Consider the following 16599-nt stretch of genomic DNA (forward strand, 5'->3'; position numbering starts at 1 on the left):
GTCAGCTTCCTTCGTTCCGAATGCCCGGGCCCTTACGCGACCTCGGTCCGAAGGCCCGGCGTAGCCGAGCCGGGACCGGGGGCCGGTGGGGCAGGGACAGCCACAGCAGCCAAGGGGCGCCGAGCGTCGCGGTGACCGCTCCGGCCGGCAGACCGTGGATCGGCAGCAGGTTCAGGGCGATGTAGTCCGCGCCGAGCAGCAGCGCCGCTCCGGTCAGCGCGGTGAGGGCGAGGGTGGCGGGCGTCGGCGGCCCGGCGAGGCGGCGCACCAGGTGCGGCACGAGCAGCGCCACGAAGCCGATCGGCCCGCTCAGCGCCGCCGCCAGCGACGCCAGCACCACCGCGAGCAGCAGCAGTCCGAGCCGCGTCCGCCGCGGGTCGAGCCCGAGGCCGCCGGCCGACTCGTCGCCGAGGTCGAGCACCGCCACCCGGCGGTTCATCAGCACGCTGACGGATCCCACCGCGGCGATCGCCCCGCCCGCGACCCATACTTCGGTCCAGGTGCGTCCGTAGAGCGACCCGGACGTCCACTGCAGCGCCTGGCTCGCCAGCTCCTGCGGGAAGCGGACGATCATCAGGTTCACGACGGCGGCCAGGCCCTGCTGGATCGCCACGCCGACCAGCACCAGCCGCGTCACGGCCGCCCGCGAGCGCCAGGCCGACGCGCCGAGCAGCGCCGCCACGGCCAGTCCGCCGGCCGCCGCGGCGGCCGGCGTCAGCGCGGCCGGCACATCGCCGGCCGCCAGCACCAGGACCGCCCCGCAGGAGGCGCCGCCGGTGACGCCGATGACGTCCGGCGAGGCGAGCGGGTTCCGCAGCAGGCGCTGCGTCATCGAGCCCGCGACCGCCAGCGCGGCGCCGGCCAGCAGGGCGGCGAACACCCGCGGCGCGCGGAACTGCTGGACGACCAGCACGGTCCCGGGATCGCCGAAGCCGAACAGGGCACGGAGCGCGTCCAGGAACGGTATGGGCATCCGGCCCGTGCTCAGCGCGATGCCGACGAGCGTCACCAGCAGGGCGGCGCAGCCTCCGCACAGGGCCAGCGTCCGCCGCCGGGCCGCGACCAGAGCGCTCGTCACCGGGCGCTCCTGCGGGCCAGCACCGCCAGCAGCGGGGCGCCGAGGAACGCCGTCACGATCCCCGTCTCCAGTTCCGAGGGCCGGGCTATCAGGCGTCCCAGTACGTCGGCGGCCAGGAGCAGCGTCGCGCCGACGATCAGGCACGCGGGGATGAGCCGTCGGTGATCGGTGCCCACCGCCGGCCGGACCAGGTGCGGTGCGGCGAGCCCGATGAACGGCACGGGCCCGGCCACCGCCACCGACCCCGCGGCCAGCAGTACCACGGACGCCCCGCCGAGCTGCCGGATCCGGGCGACCGGTACACCCAGCGCGTGGGCCGCCTCGTCGCCCAACGCCAACGCGTTCAGCGACGGCGCGACCACCGCGGCCAGCACCATGCCGGTCACGATGAAGGGGAGGACGCGTTCCAGCACGGCGACGTCCCGGCCGCCGATCGATCCGGCGAGCCAGAACCGCGCTTCGTCGAGCGTCCGCTGGCTGGCGAGCATCAGCGCGGTGGTCCACGAGGCCAGCACCGCCGTCAGCACGGTGCCGCCCAGGGCGAGCCTCACCGGGTCGACGTCTCCGGGCCGCTGCGCCAGCACGTGCACCAGGAGCGCGGCCGCGGCCGCGCCGGCCAGGGCGAACCACACGTACTCCGCCGGCCGTGCCAGGTGGAACACGAAGATCGACGTCACCACCGCGAACCCGGCGCCGGCGTTCACGCCCAACGTCGCCGGTGAGGCCAGCGGGTTCCGCGTCACGCCCTGCGCCACGGCCCCGGCCACGCCGAGCGCGCCGCCGACGGACATCCCGATGAGGGTTCGCGGGACCCGCAGGCCGGTCACGACGTCGGCGTCGGGTCCGTGGCCGGCCCCCGACAAAGCGCTGAGAACAGTGGGCAACGGGATCGACCGGGCGCCGAGCGCCAGGCTGAGCGCGGCGCAGACGGCCAGTGCGACCACTCCGCCACTCACCGCGACGGCGAACGGCACAGGGCGGCGCGGTGCCGGAACGGGGGTCGGCGCGGGCATCGCCGGCCGGGCGGGGGAGAGCATGGTTGGAGAGTTTAGGTGAGGCTAGCCTAACTTCGTCAACCCGGGGACTGATCCCGGCTCATCCGGCGGATACGGTATGGCCCTGATTCGTCAGTCTGGGAAGGGCCGGAGGACCAGTGGTCGATCGCATCCGGGCACGCCGCGTGGCGGAGGCTTACGACGCGTTCTTCGCGGCCGATCGGGCGGCGGAGGCGCCGGAGCAAGCGGCCCTGGAACTGTTCCGCCGGACGGCGGCCACCGTCCCGGCGTATCAGCGGTTCCTCGCGACGCACGGCATCGATCCCCACGGCATCGGGTCGATCGAGGACTTCCGGCGCCTGCCGATGATGGACAAAGAGTCCTACCACCGCGCGTATCCGCTTCCCGAGCGCTGCCGCGACGGCCGGCTCGAAGAGTGCGACCTGGTGTCGGTGTCGTCGGGGTCCAGCGGCACGCCGACCATCTGGCCCCGATCGATCGAAGACGAACTCACCGTCGCGCGGCGCTTCGAGCACGTCTTCCGCGACGGCTTCGGGGCCGAGGGTCGCAGGACTCTGGCAGTCGTCTGCTTTCCGCTCGGCACCTGGGTCGGCGGACTCTTCACGACGGCCTGTGTGCGGCACTTGGCTTCCAAGGGCTACCCGGTCACCACCGTGGCGCCGGGCAACAACAAGGCCGAGATCCTTCGCGTTCTGCCAGAGCTCGCCCCGCACTTCCAGCAGGTGGTTCTGCTCGGTTATCCGCCGTTCCTCAAAACGGTGATCGACGCCGGAGCGGCCCAGGGCATCCCGTGGGCCGACTACGACATCAAGCTGGTCTTCGCCGGCGAGGTCTTCAGCGAACGCTGGCGTGACATCGTCGCCGAGCGCGTCGGGATGGCCGACGTCACCCACGGCACGGCTTCGCTTTACGGCACGGCCGACGCCGGTGTGCTCGGCACCGAGACGCCGCTGTCGATCACGATCCGCCGCTTCTTCGCCGGCCGCCCCGAGCTCGCGCGTGAGGTCTTCGGCGACGCGCGCCTTCCGACGCTCGTCCAGTACGACCCCGGCAGCCGGTACTTCGAGACCCACGAAGGCACGCTGCTGTTCACGGCCGACGGCGGCGTCCCGCTGATCCGCTACCACATCGGCGACGAGGGCGGCGTCATCGGCCGTCGCGAGATGCTCGATCTGTGCGCCCGGCACGGATTCGACCCGGCCGCCGCGGACACGGGTCCTGAGTCGCCGTTCGTCTACGTCTTCGGCCGCTCGCTGTTCACCGTCTCCTTCTTCGGTGCGAACATCTTCCCCGAGCACATCGCGGTCGGTTTCGAGCAGCCGGAGGTCAGCGACTGGCTCACCGGCAAGTTCGTCATCGAAGTGCTCGAAGACGCCGCCGGTGAACACCGCTTGCGGATCACGGCCGAACTGGGGCCGGACCGTGACGGTGACGCGGCGGCTCTCGCCGCGGCGGTGCGCACCGGTCTGCTCCGGCTCAACAGCGAATTCGCCCATTACGTCCCGGTCGACCGGCAACTGCCCGAGATCCGGCTGCGGCCGTTCGAGGACCCCGAGTGCTTCCCTCCGGGCGTCAAACACCGCTACACGACGTCCTGAATCAACGCTCTCCCCACGTTCTCCGAAGCCGTGACCAGGCTGTGAACGTTCACAGAAAAAACGTTTCCCGAGAGGCATGGATCCAACTTAGAACCCTTGCTAACGTTACCGAGGTCACCTTCGAACCCGATCAAGAGCCTTGATTTCTCGTGGGAGGGACGGTGCCCATGGCGCGCCGGGTAAGAGTCCGACGAAGGATCGTGCAGGCGGCCGGAGCCGCCGTTCTGACAAGCGCAATGAGTGTGACCGCCGCGATGTCCGCACCCGCCGTCGCGGCAGCCGACACCGCCGCGACCGGAGCGGTCACCGCGGTCGCGAACCCCGCCTCGGCCGTCAACCCCCTGCTGGGGACCGGCGACGGCGGCGCGGGCGGGGCGGTGAACACCTTCCCCGGTCCCGACGTCCCCTTCGGCATGATCCAGTGGGGACCGGACACCTCGCCGAACCGCCAGGCCGGCGGCGGCTACTACTACAACGACTCGGCACTGTCCGGCTTCAGCCTGACCCACCTGAGCGGGCCCGGCTGCGGCGCTTTCGGGGACCTGCCGATCCTGCCGACGGTCGGCACGCTGCCGGCCGACCCGTCGCACGCGACCGTGCCGTTCAGCCACGGTGCCGAGTCCGCTTCCGCCGACTACTACTCGGTCTCCACCGGCACCGGCACCTCGGCGGTCAAGACCGAGCTGACCGAGACGGCGCGCTCGGCGATCGGCCGCTTCACGTTCCCATCCGGCACCCAGTCGAACCTGCTGTTCAAGCTCACCGGATCGCAGGACGGCACCAACGGCGTCACCGCGGAGATCGTCGGCGACCGTGAGCTCAAAGGCTCGGTCACCAGCGGCTACTTCTGCGGTGCGAGCGACGAGTACACGCTGAACTTCGACATCGTCTTCGACCAGCCCTTCACGGCGCACGGGACGTGGACCGGAACGACGGTCACGCCGGGTGCGGCGACGGCGACCAAGGCTCCGGACCAGACCCAGGGCCAGACCCAGGGCCAGACCTCGAACCAGGCCGCGCCGACGCAGGCCCCGACCGGTGCCGCGCCGAGCAGCAAGCCCGGCGCCGCCCCGAGCGCCGCGCCGAGCCCGGCCGCGCCGAGCACGTCTCCGAGTCCGGCGGGCGGGTCGCAGGACTCGTCGACGAAGGCGAAGACCCCGGCGCTCCCCGCGCCGACCCTGCACGGCCAGGCCCCGCGGGAGAGCGCTGCGAAGCACGCCGCCGCGGCCGTGGCCGGAACCGCCGCGGCCACCGGCCCCGACGGCGTCTACCTGACCTTCGACACCTCGGCCGCCCAGACCGTCCAGGCCAAGGTCGGCATCTCCTACGTCTCCACGGCCAACGCACAGGCCAACCTCCAGGCCGAGCAGCCCGGGTGGGACTTCGACGGGGTCCACGCCGCCGGCGTCGCCGCATGGAACAAGGAGCTGTCCCGCATCCAGATCGGCGGCGGCACCGCCGCCCGCCAGCAGGTCTTCTACACGAACCTGTATCACGCCCTGCTGCACCCCAACACGTTCTCCGACGCCGACGGCCAGTACCTCGGCTTCGACAACCAGGTGCACACGGTCCAGCCCGGCCACGTCCAGGTGGCCAACTTCTCCGGCTGGGACATCTACCGCACCCAGGTCCAGCTCGAGGCGATCATCGACCCGGCGATGGCGAGCAACGCCGCGCAGTCCATCGTCAACGACGCGGCGCAGAACAACGGCATGATGCCGAAGTGGTCGCTGAACAACGGCGAGACCTACGTCATGGTCGGTGACCCGGCCGACGAGGAGCTGGCGGCGTACTACGCCTTCGGCGCCCGCGACTTCGACACCGCCTCGGCGTTGAAGTACGCGCTGGCCGAGGCGAACACGCCGAACAACATCCGGCCGGACCTGGCGGCCTTCGAACGGCTCGGCTACGTCCCGACCGACGGCGCCAACACCTGCTGCAACTTCTACGGGCCGGTGTCCACCACCATGGAGTACGGATCCGCGGACGCCGCACTGGCGCTGTTCGCGAACGCCCTCGGCGACAAGGCGGACGCCCAGAAGCTGATGACCCGGGCGCAGGACTGGCAGAACCTGTACAACCCGGCCACCGGCATCCTCCAACCGCGCACCTCCTCCGGCGCCTTCGTCCCGGCCGACCTCACCACCACCGACAACTACGTCGAGGGTGACGCCTCCCAGTACCGGTGGCAGATCGGGTGGAACCTCAAGGGCCTGGTCGCCGCGATGGGTGGCGGCGCCGCGGTCGCCAAGCAGCTCGACACGTTCTTCACCAAGCTGGACGAGGGTCCGCCGTCGCCGTACGCGTTCATGGGCAACGAGTTCGACTACGGCGTGCCGTGGCTTTACGACTACACCGGCACCCCGTGGAAGGCCCAGCAGGTCCTGAACCGGATCCGCACCGAGCTCTACACCGACGACCCCAAGCAGAGCATGGGCGGCAACGACGACCTGGGGACCACCTCGGCTCTCGGCGCCTTCGCGATGCTCGGCATGTACCCGGAGACCCCGGGCAGCGCCGACATGGCCCTGAACAGCCCTGAGTTCCCGCTGGAGATCATCCACCTCGCCAACGGCAAGGCCATCACGATCAACGCCCCCGGTGCCGACTCCGTCAAGAACTACTACGTGCAGAACCTGCGCGTCGACGGCGACGACTGGAACAAGCCGTGGCTGCCGGCGTCGGTCTTCACCCACGGTGCCCGGATCGACGTGCGCATGGGCTCGACCCCGAACAAGTACTGGGGCGCGAGCAAGGGCGACGCCCCGCCGTCCGACGGCACCGGTGCGCAGCCGGCCATCGGGTACCTGTCGGACCAGCAGATCCGTGTCGCCCCCGGCGGCAGCGCGAAGGTCACCGTCTCCGTGCAGGACTCCGCTGACCGGTACCAGCGCGTCTCGGTCGCCGCGACCCCGCCGACCGGCCTGACCACGAGCCTGTCGGGCAGCTCTCTCCAGGTCTCCCCGGCCGGCCACGCCTCGGTGACGTTGACGGTCGACGCCACCGCCTCCACACCCCAGACCTTCTACTCCGTCCCCATCCAGCTCTCCGAGAACGGCAGGGCCCTGGCCCCGCTCCAGCTCCGGGTCCTGGTCGCGCCGCCGGGCAGTCTCCTGGCCTCGTTCGACGACGCCGGCATCGCCGACGATGCGGCCGTCAACGCCGCGGACTTCGACGGCGGCGGCAACTCCTACTCGGCCCAGACCCTCGCCGCGGCCGGCTTCAACCCCGGCCAGCCGGTGACGGTCGGCGGCATCACCTACACCTGGCCGCTCCCGGCTCCGGGCTTCCCGGACAACGTGGTCGCCGCGGGGCAGCAGGTCACGGTGGCGGCTCCGGCCGGAACCCAGCAGCTCGGCCTCCTCGGCTCCGCCGACGGCGGCCCCAGCAAGGGTGTGATGACGCTCCAGTACTCCGACGGCAGCACCGCGCAGTACTGGCTCGGGCTGTCGGACTGGACCCTGGGCGCCGGTCGCGACAAGCCGTCGTTCGGCAACCAGGACGCTGCCACGCTGCCTTACCGCGACTGCGCGTCCTGCAACGGCGGTCAGGACAAGACGGCCACCCACGTCTTCGCCACCACCTTCCCGGTGGACCCGGCCAAGACGCTGACCGGCATCACGCTCCCCGCGGGCACCGACCGCGGCCGCCTGCACGTGTTCGCCGTCGGCACCGCCACCACGGCTGCCACCGGCGCGGTCGCCACGACCCTCAGCCCGTCCCCGGCCGCGGCCGGCCAGCAGGTGACCGTGCACGGCACCGGCTTCGGAGCCACCCAGGGCACCGGCTACCTCGCCTTCAGCGACCTCGGCGTCAACTGGGGTTCGCCGGGCAACTCGGCACCCTTCACCATCGACTCGTGGTCCGACACGGCGGTGACCTTCACCGTCCCGACTCCCGCCGGCCCCAACGGCGTCTGGCACGTCTACCCGGGCACCAACGCCTCGGCCACCGTGGTCAACGCCGCGGGTCAGGTCTCTGACAGCGTGGTGCTCCCGATCACGCCGACGGCGAACCCGGCGGACTATTACGACAACGCCGGCACCTCGCCGGACAGCAACCAGAAGTGCGCCGACTACGACGGCGACGGCTACAGCTACTCCGCCGACGCCCTCGCCAAGGCCGGCATCACGCCCGGCGGCACCGTCACCGGCGCCGGTGTCACCTTCACCTGGCCCACCGCCCAACCGTGCAGCAACGACAACATCCTGGCCGCGGGCCAGACGATGCTGGTCGCCGGCAAGGCCGGGGCCACCAAGCTCGGGCTCCTCGGCTCCTCCACCAACGGCGGGTCCGTGGCCCCGATCACCATCACCTACACCGACGGCACCTCCACCACCCAGCCGGTCACGTTCAACGACTGGGCCGGCGGCCCGGGCGGCGGCGACGAGGCGGTCGCCACCATGCCCTACCGCAACAGCACCTCCGGCAACTCGCAGGCGATCACGATGTACGTCTTCGCCACCACCGTGCCGCTCGACGCGAGCAAGACCGTCGCGTCGATCACCCTCCCGAACGTCGCCGCCCAGGTCGACAGCAACACCACCGCGATGCACGTGATCGCGGTGGGGGAGGGGTAGTGCCCTGACGCAGTGACGGCACGTTCCACGGCGAGGCCCTCGGCTCAGGTTCCTGAGTCGAGGGCCTCGCGGTCGTTCACGCCGTCAGCAGCTGGCGGGCCTTGTCGGGGTTGGTGTAGTCGCGCCAGGCGGTGATGAGGCCGTCGCGGATCTCGTAGACGGCGAGGTTGCGGATCGGGGCGGTGGACCGGCCGGGCAGGCCCAGGCCGTGGACCTGTTCGGCGATGACCAGGTCGCCGCTGACCGCCTGGTTCAAGGTCTCGAACTTCACGGCCTCGAAGGTGCGGAAGACGTTCTCCCACATGCTCACGACCGCGGCGCGCCCGTGGATCTCCGGATCCCCGTAGTTCTCGAAGACGACGTCCTCGGCGAGGAAGGCGCCGAGCAGGCTGGCGTCCTTCTTCTCGAAGACGTCGACGAACTCGCGGACGAGGACGTCGTTGGTCACCTCGCGGGCGCTGGGGAGGTCGGGCATGGTCTGGTTCCTTTCAGGGGTGCGTGGGGTGCTCTCGGCATCGGGCGGCGCCCGATGGAAGATCAGGAACGTGGGAGCTCCAGGGAGGCGTCGCGGTAGGTCTCCAGGAGCCGCAGCCATACCTCGCTGATGGTCGGGAAGGCCGGCACCGCGTGCCACAGGCGGTCCAGCGGCACCTCGCCGGTGATGGCGACGGTCGCCGAATACAGCAGCTCGGCCACGTTCGGGCCGACGAAGGTGGCGCCGACGACCGTGCCGCGGCGCGGGTCGATCAGGATCCTGGCCCGGCCGCGGTAGTCCGGACGGTATTGGAGCGCGCCGGCGACCCGGCCGATCTCGTAGTCGACCACGTCGACCACGCGTCCGGCGCGCTCGGCCTCGGCGGTGGTGAGACCGACCGAGGCGATCTCCGGATCGGAGAACACCACCTGCGGAACCGCCTCGAGGTCGGCGGTGCCCACGTGGCGGCTCCACTTGCGGAGGTCGAGGCGCCGGCCGCGGGCCCGGTCGACGATCACCGTGCCGGCCACCCTGGCCTGGTACTTGCCCTGATGCGTGAGCAGAGCGCGGCCGTTCACGTCGCCGACCGCGTAGAGCCACTCGCCCTCGACGCCCGTGACGGTGAACAGGTCGTCGGTCCGCAGCCAGCCGCCCGGCGTCAGGCCCACCGACTCCAGGCCGAGGTCCTCGGTGCGGGGAGCGCGACCGGTGGCCAGCAGCAACTCGTCGGCGACCAGCCGGGTGCCGTCCGACAGCTCGATCTCGACCTCGCCGGCGGCGTTGCGCACGGCGGCGCTGATGGTCGTCCCGAAGCGCAGATCGATCCCCGTCTCGCGCATGCGGTCGGCGACCGACTCCGCGGCGAACGGCTCGGCCCGGGGCAGCAGCATCGCCTCGCGGGCGATCAGCGTGACCCGGGAGCCCAGCGTCCGCCAGGCGGTGGCCGTCTCGACCGCGACGACGCCGGCGCCCAGGACCGCCAGCCGGCGCGGCACCCGCGGTGCGCTGGTCGCCTCCCGGCTGGTCCACGGCCGCAGCTCCTCCAGACCCGGCAGCGGCGGGAGCGACGCGCGGGTCCCGGTGCAGACCGCGACGGCGTGCCGCGCGGTCAGGTGTACGGTCTGCCCGTCGGGCGTGGCCACGGTCACCGCCCGCGGACCGGCCAGCCGGCCGACCCCGCGGACCAGCTCGATGCCGGCCTGCCGGAGCCACTCCACCTGGCCGGCGTCGTCCCAGTTCCCGGACATGCGGTCGCGGTGGGCGAGCACGGCGTCCACGTCCAGCGGCGCGGAGGCGGCCTTCGCCAGGCCGGGGACCGCGCCGAGCTCGCGGTGCAGGAGCCCGGGGCGCAGCAGGGCCTTGCTGGGCTCGCAGGCCCAGTACGAGCACTCGCCGCCGACCAGTTCGGACTCCACGATCACGGCGCTCAGGCCGCCGGCCACGGCCCGGTCGGCGACGTTCTCGCCGACCGGGCCGGCGCCGATGACGATGACGTCGAAGGTTTGAGAGGTGGTGCTGGACATGGGGGTTCTCCGGGGTCGGGGGCGAGATGCGGCCGGGAGGACGGGAGGGGGACACCGTCCTCCCGGCGTCGAGGGAGCGGCTCAGCCGCTCAGGGGCGGGCGCCGGAGCGCGTCACACCCGGCTGTCAGAGGGCCGCGGTCAGCGGGTCGCGCGGGCGGCCTTCTCGATCACGTCGGCGACCAGGCCGGGGTGCGACACGGCGACCGAGTGCGAGGCGGCGACCTCGGTGACGTGCGCACCGGCGCGCTGGGCCATGAACCTCTGGGCGGCCGCCGGGATGTTCAGGTCCTCCGTGGTGACGACGTCCCAGCTCGGCTTCTGGGCCCAGGCCACCGGGCCGGTCTCCTTCTCCTCCAGCGCGGCCTGCGCGATCGGCCGCTGCGTGACGGCGGCGAGCGCGGCGTCCTTCGGGTTCACGTCGGCGGCGAACTGGTGCGGGAACTTGTCCTGCTGGATGTACAGGTCGGTGCCGGTGCTGCCGTCCGCGTCGGTGTACGGGACCGGGTCGAGGGTGCCCGGCAGCGTGGAGCCCGGGAACTGGTTGGTCAGCTGCAGCGCGGTCTCTCCGGCCTCCGGCAGGAACGCCGCGACGTAGACCAGGCCCTTGACTTGCGGATCATCCGCCCCGGCCTCGGTGATGACCGAGCCGCCGTAGGAGTGGCCGACCAGGATGACCGGGCCCTTGACGTGGCTCACGACGGTGCGCAGCTGGGCGGCGTCGGAGGCCGGGCCACGCAGCGGGTTGGCCGCGGCGATGACCGGATAGCCGTCGTGGCGCAGCTTCTCGATGACGCCGTTCCAGCTGGATCCGTCGGCGAACGCGCCGTGCTCCAGGACGATGGTGGGCTTCGCCCACTTGCCGGACGCGGCGGAGTCGGCGGCGTTGGCGGTACCCGCGACGGCGAACGCGGTGATGGCCGCGGCCGTGCCGACGGCGGCGGTGGCGCCGGCGATGAGGCGGCGCTTGGTGCTCTTGGCGATGGCGGACATGGGTTCCCCTCCAAAGGGTTCGAAGTGTTTGGCCCTGCGGTCATCACTTTCACCCGGCGGTCTGGCGAGCCACATCGGTCATCTGACCCTGAGTCGCGACCCCGCTTGAAGCCCTCCGAACCGTCCTCATGACCTAGTCGCTAATGCGATCGAGCCCGCACCCTTCCGGGTGCGGGCTCGATCGTCGGGCTCGATCGTCGGCCGGGACGAATCGTCACAGACCCCAGTCCGCGGCCAGGCAGGAGAACCTGACGCCCAGGCTGTCGGAGTCGTACGCGTCCACGGCCTGGTTCGCCGGAACAGCCTCCTTCTCCTCGACCGTGTCCGCCAAGGCGATCGGTTTCGGCAGCGCGCCGAACCGGGCTTCGCGCACCGCGGCCGCCTGCTCATGCGTCAGGTGGGCAGAACTGCTCATCGTCGACACCTCCTGGGGATGGAACGCTTTTCGCCGTCGCTGGTGTTTCCGTTCCGATGATCCTTCCCGTGGTGCCCACCGCACATCAGTCACTTGGCGCCCGACCTCGCTGACCAGGAGCGCAAGGATATTGAGTCATCCGACTGTTACGCCGCCCAGGACGCGGGGCCGATGCTGGGACAGTCGCTGCCGGATACCCGGTGGCCGTCGCACGGAAAGCTGGAAGGTCCCGGTCGTGACTCGAACCCCTGTAGTCCTGATCCACGGTGCGTGGCTTCACATGTCGTGCTGGGAGGGTTGGGCGAAGCGGTTCGCCACGCACGGTTACGCGGTGAGCGTCCCCGGCTGGCCGGGGGAGGACGACGACGTGCGGCGGGCCCGCCGCGATCCCGGACCGTTGCGGGACCTCGGCCTGCCCGAGCTGACCGAGCACTACGCGCGCCTCGTCCGGGGCCTGGAGCGGCCGCCGGTGCTCATCGGGCACGCGGTCGGCGGGCTCATCGCCCAGCACCTGCTCGGGGCGGATCTCGCCGAGGCCGCGGTCGCCATCGCGCCGCAGCCGCCGCCCGGCGTTCCGGCGGTCGAGACCCGCCCTTCGCTGGCGTCCCAGATCTGGGGCCCGCCGGTCGGACACGACGGGGTCGTACCCCTGCCGCGGTCCCAGTTCCGGCATGTCGTGGCCAACGCGGTGGGGGAGGAGGAGGCCGCGGAGCTCTTCGCGCGGTACGCGATGCCCGCGCCGCAGCGGCTCCTGGACGATCCGCAGTCAGCTCTGGCCGTCGACACCGACAACCCGGCCCGCGGACCCCTGCTGCTGGTCTCCGGGCAGGAAGACCGGCTGGTTCCGGACGCCGCCACCCGGTCCGTCTACAAGCTCTACGGCGACTCCCCGGCGGCGACCGACCTGAAGCAGTTCGCCGACCGCGGCCACTCCCTGGTGGCGGACAGCGGCTGGCCGCAGGTCGCGGACCACGTCCTGGGCTGGCTCTCCGACAACGGCGTCCGTGCCACAGAAGGTCACAGACGATTCATGTGAGGGCCCTGTCTTCCTGGCCGAGCTGCGGCTAGCCTCCACGGCGGGTGAGCGACCCCACGCTCTCTGTACGCCACCAGGAGGTTCCATGTCCGGTCCCTGGCTCCGCCGCCTCGCATCCGGCGCCGCCGCCCTCGGCGCGACCGTCCTCGCGCTGGCCGCGACCGTCCCCCCGGCCGCCGCCGACGTCGGTTCCGCGCCGGTGTCCCAGACCACCGTGGTCGGGGTGCACAACACCTACAACCAGGCGGCGTTCCCCCGGCTGGCCGACGCTCTGGACAGCGGCACGTCCATGATCGAGCTCGACACCTGGACGGACGTCTTCGGCGACTACTGGAAGGTGAGCCACGACAATCCGTTCGGCAACGGAAACAACTGCGTCAACGCCTCCAAGCCCGCCGACATCTACACCGGCTCCACCAACAAGGATCTGGGCTCCTGCCTGGACGACGTCAAGTACTGGCTGGCCTCCCACACCACCGACGGCCCGCTCACCATCAAGATCGAGCTGAAGCAGGGCTTCGAGGCCGACGCCGGTATGGGCCCGGCACAGCTTGACGCCCTGATCAACAACCACCTCGGCAGCCTCGTCTACCGTCCCTCCGACCTGCTGGGCGGCACCTACCCCACCCTCGACGCCGCCGCGAAGGCCAACGCCTGGCCCTCCCGCTCGGCGTTGGCCGGCAAGGTCATCCTGTACGTCATCCCGGGCACGGTCGAGCTGAACAACCCCTTCGACTCCCTGCACACGGACGTCGAGTACGGGACATACCTGAAGAACCTGGCCGCCTCCGGCAAGACGTCGCAGGCGACCATCTTCCCCGCGGTCCTCGGCGCTGTGGCGGGCGACCCGCGGACGCAGTATTCGGACACGTCGATCCGCCCCTGGTTCGTGGTCTTCGACGGTGACGCCGCGACCTACGTCAGCAGCATCGACACGTCCTGGTACGACGCCAACCACTACCTGCTGACGATGACCGACGCCCAGAACGTCGCCCCGGCGCTGAGCGACACCGCCCCGAGCCAGGCCGACGCGCAGGCGCGGGTGGCGCTGCTGGCGAGCAAGCACGCGAGCATCGTCTCCAACGACTGGACCGGCCTGCCCGCCGTGCTCTCCGAGGCGCTGCCGCGCGGCTGACCGGCTCGACCGGCTCGACCGGCTCGACCGACACCGATCACGCCGGTCGGGCCGGTTCCAGTGGCCTGACCGGCACCTTGTCCGCCCCGTTCCCCCAGCCGCGAATGCTCGTGTCCGCCTCGTCGGTGATCGTGAGTGTCGAGCCGTACTGGTTCTGCCAAGTGCCGACCCACATACGCGCACTCCTCTCATCCGTAACGGCGCGAGGTCCGCTTATACCCGGCTGACTCAGGCCAAACAGCGCAGCGGCTTCCCGCCGTTGTAGGCGACCATGTCGATGAGGGCGGCGAACAGGTCGATCGCCGCGCCCGGCGCGGCGCCGTCCAGCTCGGCGTAGGCCCGGTGCAGGTTGCCCACGAGCCGCTCGGAGTCCAGCAGGCCCTCGAACTCCCCGGGCCCGATCTCGCGTGCCGCCTCCAGCGGCGTCAGCCCGGCCTCCCTGCCCTGCTCGGCGACCGCCTGGACATGCCGCAGGTACGCCAGCACGTCGTCGATCACCTCCGGGCCGCAGATCCCGCCGTGGCCCGGCACGACGGTCCGCGCGCCGAGCGGCTTGATCCGGTTCTCCAGCACGTCGATCGCGCCCGCGACCGATCCCATCAGCAGGAACGGCGTGCCTCCGTTGAACAGCAGGTCGCCGCTGATCAGTACGCTGTGGTCCGGGATCCAGACGTAGGAGTCGCTGACCGTGTGCGCGGCGGTGCCGGCGTTGGCCACCTCGCACCGCATCCCGTCCACGTGCAGCGCGATCCGGTCCTCGAAGGTCACGAACGGGGGCTCCAGCTCCAGCTCGCCCCACGGCACGTCGCCCCACACCGCGTTGTACGCGGGGCCCGGCAGGCCGGTCTCGATCATCGCCTCGCGCATCGCCTCGTGCCCGATCACCGCCGCCGGGGCCAGCAGGTGGTTGCCGTTGGTGTGGTCGCCGTGGTGGTGGGTGTTGACCAGCGCGCGGATCGGGCGGTCGGTGACCGTGCGGATGGCGGCCAGGTACTCGCGGGTGCGGCGCTCGGTGGAGCAGGAGTCGACCGAGATCACGCCCTGGCCGCCGACGAGGAAAGCGGTGTTGTTGATCCACCAGCTGCCGTCGGGCTGGATGAAGGCGAAGACGCCGTCGGCGACCTCGACCGCCTTGCCGGGCGGCATGCTGTCGTCGTGCGGGTGGGAGCTGGACATGCGACATCGACCTCGTCACGGAGTGGGTAACAGGGGAGAAAGGCAAAACCGGGACCAACCTACTGCAGGTCGCAGGTCCCGTACTCGGGCTGATCGGAAACGTCGTGGCACGTGAAGTCGGCGACCGGCCCGTCCGTCGTCGGCGTGGTGGTCGAGACCGCCCAGGCCGAGGTCGTCCCCCCGCATCCGACGTGCAGCGAGAACGGGATGGAGGCCGGAAGGGTGTACCAGTAGCGCGAGGTCGACCCGTTGCCGATGCCCTGCCACGGCGAGAACCCGGAACCCTGCGCGGCCTGCACCCACACGCCCTCGACCGATTTGCCGGACAAGCAGGAGACCGTCCCGCTGATCTTCTTCTCCGTCGGCGCGGTCGTGCTTGGCGCCGGCGGAGGCGCGGAGGTCGGCGGCTTGGCGGTGGAAGCAGGTGGAGCCTGCGTCGAGGCCGGAGCGCTGGCCGGATGGGAGGGCTTCGAGGCCGTGCCGCCCGCCGGAGGATTGTCCGGACCCGCGGCGGGCTGCTGCGCGCCGGGTGGCACCGGCGCCGAACCACCGGGGGCGGGCGCGCTGGACGCGGAGTACGTGCCCGGCGCCGTGCTGGTGACGGCGACGTAGTCGAACCCGGACGACGAGGCGGCGGTGGCCGTGGGCGCGTCGGTGCTCGAACCGGTGGCCGCGACGGCTCCGGTGCCGGCCGCCTTCGGGCCGGTCGACGGCTGACCGCACGCTGTCACCCCGGCGGCGACGGCGACGACGGCCGCGACCGCTGCTATCGCACCCGCGACGCTCCTCCGCCGTTCGACCACCGTTGTCTCCTTCGCCGCCGCATGCCCGCCCTACTCTTCGCGAGCCTACGAGACAAGGACTGATGCCACGAATCAGTACCTCAGCGACACTGAGGTTCTGTTCAGATCAAGCACCCGACATGCGCCAACGCCTGCCGCAGCAGCGTTCCCTGCCCGCCGGTCATGTCCTGCATCACAGCCTCCGACGACGCCTCCTGCGGTGTGAACCACACGAGGTCCAGCGCGTCCTGGCGCGGCGAGCAGTCACCGTTCACCGGCACCACATACGCCAGCGCCACCGCGTGCTGCCGCGGATCGTGATACGGCGTGACCCCCGCCGTCGGGAAGTACTCCGCGACGGTGAACGGCTGGAGCGAGGCCGGGATGTGCGGCAGCGCCACCGGCCCGAGGTCCTTCTCCAGATGCCGCAACAAGGCATCACGCAGGCGCTCATGGTGCAGCACCCGTCCCGACACCAGACTGCGGGTGATGGTGCCGTCGGGGGAGATGCGCAGCAGCAGCCCGACGCTGGTCACCTCACCCGCCGCGTCCACACGCACCGGCACCGCCTGGACGTACACGATCGGCAGATGGGCGCGGACCTGCTCAAGGTCGGCGGGGGCGAACCACCCCGGGGTCGTCTCGATCATTTCGGACACTTGCGCATCGTACAAGCGGTGAGGCCCGGGTGGATCGTCGTCTCGAAGGTTTCGTGAAGCATTAACACTGGCGGCAATACCGGCGAAGTGGCTGATATGCGGGAGACGCATGAGGACGTGCGGCGCCGGCTCGAG

The 16599-nt window shown here is 71.3% G+C and carries 14 protein-coding genes; 4 read left to right on the forward strand and 10 right to left on the reverse strand.

Annotated elements, in window-relative coordinates:
- Position 1: 1 nt before the first annotated feature.
- Both ABD466_RS12120 and ABD466_RS12125 read right to left on the reverse strand, forming a co-directional pair.
- Positions 2 to 1078 carry a FecCD family ABC transporter permease gene (locus tag ABD466_RS12120; RefSeq protein WP_344657081.1) on the reverse strand — a complete coding sequence of 359 codons (1077 nt, stop codon included), beginning with the start codon at positions 1076 to 1078 and terminating at the stop codon, positions 2 to 4.
- The gene (locus ABD466_RS12125; protein WP_344657082.1) at positions 1075 to 2115 is read right to left on the reverse strand and encodes a FecCD family ABC transporter permease; all 1041 of its coding nucleotides are present in this window, start codon (positions 2113 to 2115) and stop codon (positions 1075 to 1077) included. The genes ABD466_RS12120 and ABD466_RS12125 overlap by 4 nt, the downstream gene beginning before the upstream one ends.
- A 116-nt stretch (positions 2116 to 2231) precedes the next feature.
- Here ABD466_RS12125 and ABD466_RS12130 point away from each other — a divergent pair, with 116 nt between their 5' ends.
- Both ABD466_RS12130 and ABD466_RS12135 read left to right on the forward strand, forming a co-directional pair.
- Positions 2232 to 3692, forward strand: a complete 1461-nt coding sequence (locus ABD466_RS12130; RefSeq protein ID WP_344657083.1) for a phenylacetate--CoA ligase family protein — start codon at positions 2232 to 2234, stop codon at positions 3690 to 3692.
- 254 nt (positions 3693 to 3946) lie between these two features.
- Entirely contained in the window at positions 3947 to 8272 is a 4326-nt protein-coding gene (locus ABD466_RS12135) for a GH92 family glycosyl hydrolase (protein ID WP_344657084.1), read from the forward strand.
- A 76-nt stretch (positions 8273 to 8348) separates the two neighbouring features.
- Here ABD466_RS12135 and ABD466_RS12140 read toward each other — a convergent pair whose 3' ends face one another.
- The 4 genes from ABD466_RS12140 to ABD466_RS12155 all read right to left on the reverse strand — a co-directional run bounded on the left by ABD466_RS12140 (position 8349) and on the right by ABD466_RS12155 (position 11676).
- The gene (locus tag ABD466_RS12140; protein WP_344657085.1) at positions 8349 to 8747 is read right to left on the reverse strand and encodes a nuclear transport factor 2 family protein; all 399 of its coding nucleotides are present in this window, start codon (positions 8745 to 8747) and stop codon (positions 8349 to 8351) included.
- Between the two features lie 62 nt (positions 8748 to 8809).
- A complete protein-coding gene (locus tag ABD466_RS12145) occupies positions 8810 to 10270 on the reverse strand; it encodes a dihydrolipoyl dehydrogenase family protein (protein WP_344657086.1) in 1461 nt (486 codons plus the stop codon).
- Between the two features lie 139 nt (positions 10271 to 10409).
- Positions 10410 to 11261 (reverse strand): alpha/beta fold hydrolase, encoded by an 852-nt coding sequence (locus tag ABD466_RS12150; RefSeq protein ID WP_344657087.1) that lies wholly within the window; start codon positions 11259 to 11261, stop codon positions 10410 to 10412.
- Positions 11262 to 11475: 214 nt separating this feature from the next.
- Complete coding sequence (locus ABD466_RS12155; protein WP_344657088.1) at positions 11476 to 11676, reverse strand: hypothetical protein; 201 nt, start codon at positions 11674 to 11676, stop codon at positions 11476 to 11478.
- Positions 11677 to 11911: 235 nt separating this feature from the next.
- Here ABD466_RS12155 and ABD466_RS12160 point away from each other — a divergent pair, with 235 nt between their 5' ends.
- Positions 11912 to 12712 carry an alpha/beta hydrolase gene (locus ABD466_RS12160; protein ID WP_344657089.1) on the forward strand — a complete coding sequence of 267 codons (801 nt, stop codon included), beginning with the start codon at positions 11912 to 11914 and terminating at the stop codon, positions 12710 to 12712.
- A gap of 85 nt (positions 12713 to 12797) precedes the next feature.
- Positions 12798 to 13847, forward strand: coding sequence for a phosphatidylinositol-specific phospholipase C domain-containing protein (locus ABD466_RS12165; RefSeq protein ID WP_344657090.1), 1050 nt, complete (start codon positions 12798 to 12800; stop codon positions 13845 to 13847).
- Positions 13848 to 13884: 37 nt separating this feature from the next.
- Here ABD466_RS12165 and ABD466_RS12170 read toward each other — a convergent pair whose 3' ends face one another.
- The 4 genes from ABD466_RS12170 to ABD466_RS12185 all read right to left on the reverse strand — a co-directional run bounded on the left by ABD466_RS12170 (position 13885) and on the right by ABD466_RS12185 (position 16455).
- Positions 13885 to 14022, reverse strand: coding sequence for a hypothetical protein (locus ABD466_RS12170; protein WP_344657091.1), 138 nt, complete (start codon positions 14020 to 14022; stop codon positions 13885 to 13887).
- Positions 14023 to 14075: 53 nt separating this feature from the next.
- Complete coding sequence (locus ABD466_RS12175) at positions 14076 to 15023, reverse strand: MBL fold metallo-hydrolase (protein WP_344657092.1); 948 nt, start codon at positions 15021 to 15023, stop codon at positions 14076 to 14078.
- 59 nt (positions 15024 to 15082) lie between these two features.
- The gene (locus ABD466_RS12180) at positions 15083 to 15826 is read right to left on the reverse strand and encodes a hypothetical protein (protein ID WP_344657093.1); all 744 of its coding nucleotides are present in this window, start codon (positions 15824 to 15826) and stop codon (positions 15083 to 15085) included.
- Positions 15827 to 15927: 101 nt separating this feature from the next.
- Positions 15928 to 16455, reverse strand: a complete 528-nt coding sequence (locus ABD466_RS12185; protein WP_344657176.1) for an NUDIX hydrolase family protein — start codon at positions 16453 to 16455, stop codon at positions 15928 to 15930.
- Between the last annotated feature and the right edge of the window lie 144 nt (positions 16456 to 16599).

Origin of the sequence: Catenulispora subtropica (assembly GCF_039531675.1) — a bacterium.
GTDB lineage: Bacteria > Actinomycetota > Actinomycetes > Streptomycetales > Catenulisporaceae > Catenulispora > Catenulispora subtropica.

Coding starts and splice junctions, on each gene's coding strand:
- ABD466_RS12125 (WP_344657082.1), bottom strand. CDS start 2,115: ATGCTCTCCCCCGCCCGGCCGGCGATGCCCGCGCCGACCCCCGTTCCG.
- ABD466_RS12135 (WP_344657084.1), top strand. CDS start 3,947: ATGTCCGCACCCGCCGTCGCGGCAGCCGACACCGCCGCGACCGGAGCG.
- ABD466_RS12140 (WP_344657085.1), bottom strand. CDS start 8,747: ATGCCCGACCTCCCCAGCGCCCGCGAGGTGACCAACGACGTCCTCGTC.
- ABD466_RS12145 (WP_344657086.1), bottom strand. CDS start 10,270: ATGTCCAGCACCACCTCTCAAACCTTCGACGTCATCGTCATCGGCGCC.
- ABD466_RS12150 (WP_344657087.1), bottom strand. CDS start 11,261: ATGTCCGCCATCGCCAAGAGCACCAAGCGCCGCCTCATCGCCGGCGCC.
- ABD466_RS12155 (WP_344657088.1), bottom strand. CDS start 11,676: ATGAGCAGTTCTGCCCACCTGACGCATGAGCAGGCGGCCGCGGTGCGC.
- ABD466_RS12165 (WP_344657090.1), top strand. CDS start 12,798: ATGTCCGGTCCCTGGCTCCGCCGCCTCGCATCCGGCGCCGCCGCCCTC.
- ABD466_RS12170 (WP_344657091.1), bottom strand. CDS start 14,022: ATGTGGGTCGGCACTTGGCAGAACCAGTACGGCTCGACACTCACGATC.
- ABD466_RS12175 (WP_344657092.1), bottom strand. CDS start 15,023: ATGTCCAGCTCCCACCCGCACGACGACAGCATGCCGCCCGGCAAGGCG.
- ABD466_RS12185 (WP_344657176.1), bottom strand. CDS start 16,455: ATGATCGAGACGACCCCGGGGTGGTTCGCCCCCGCCGACCTTGAGCAG.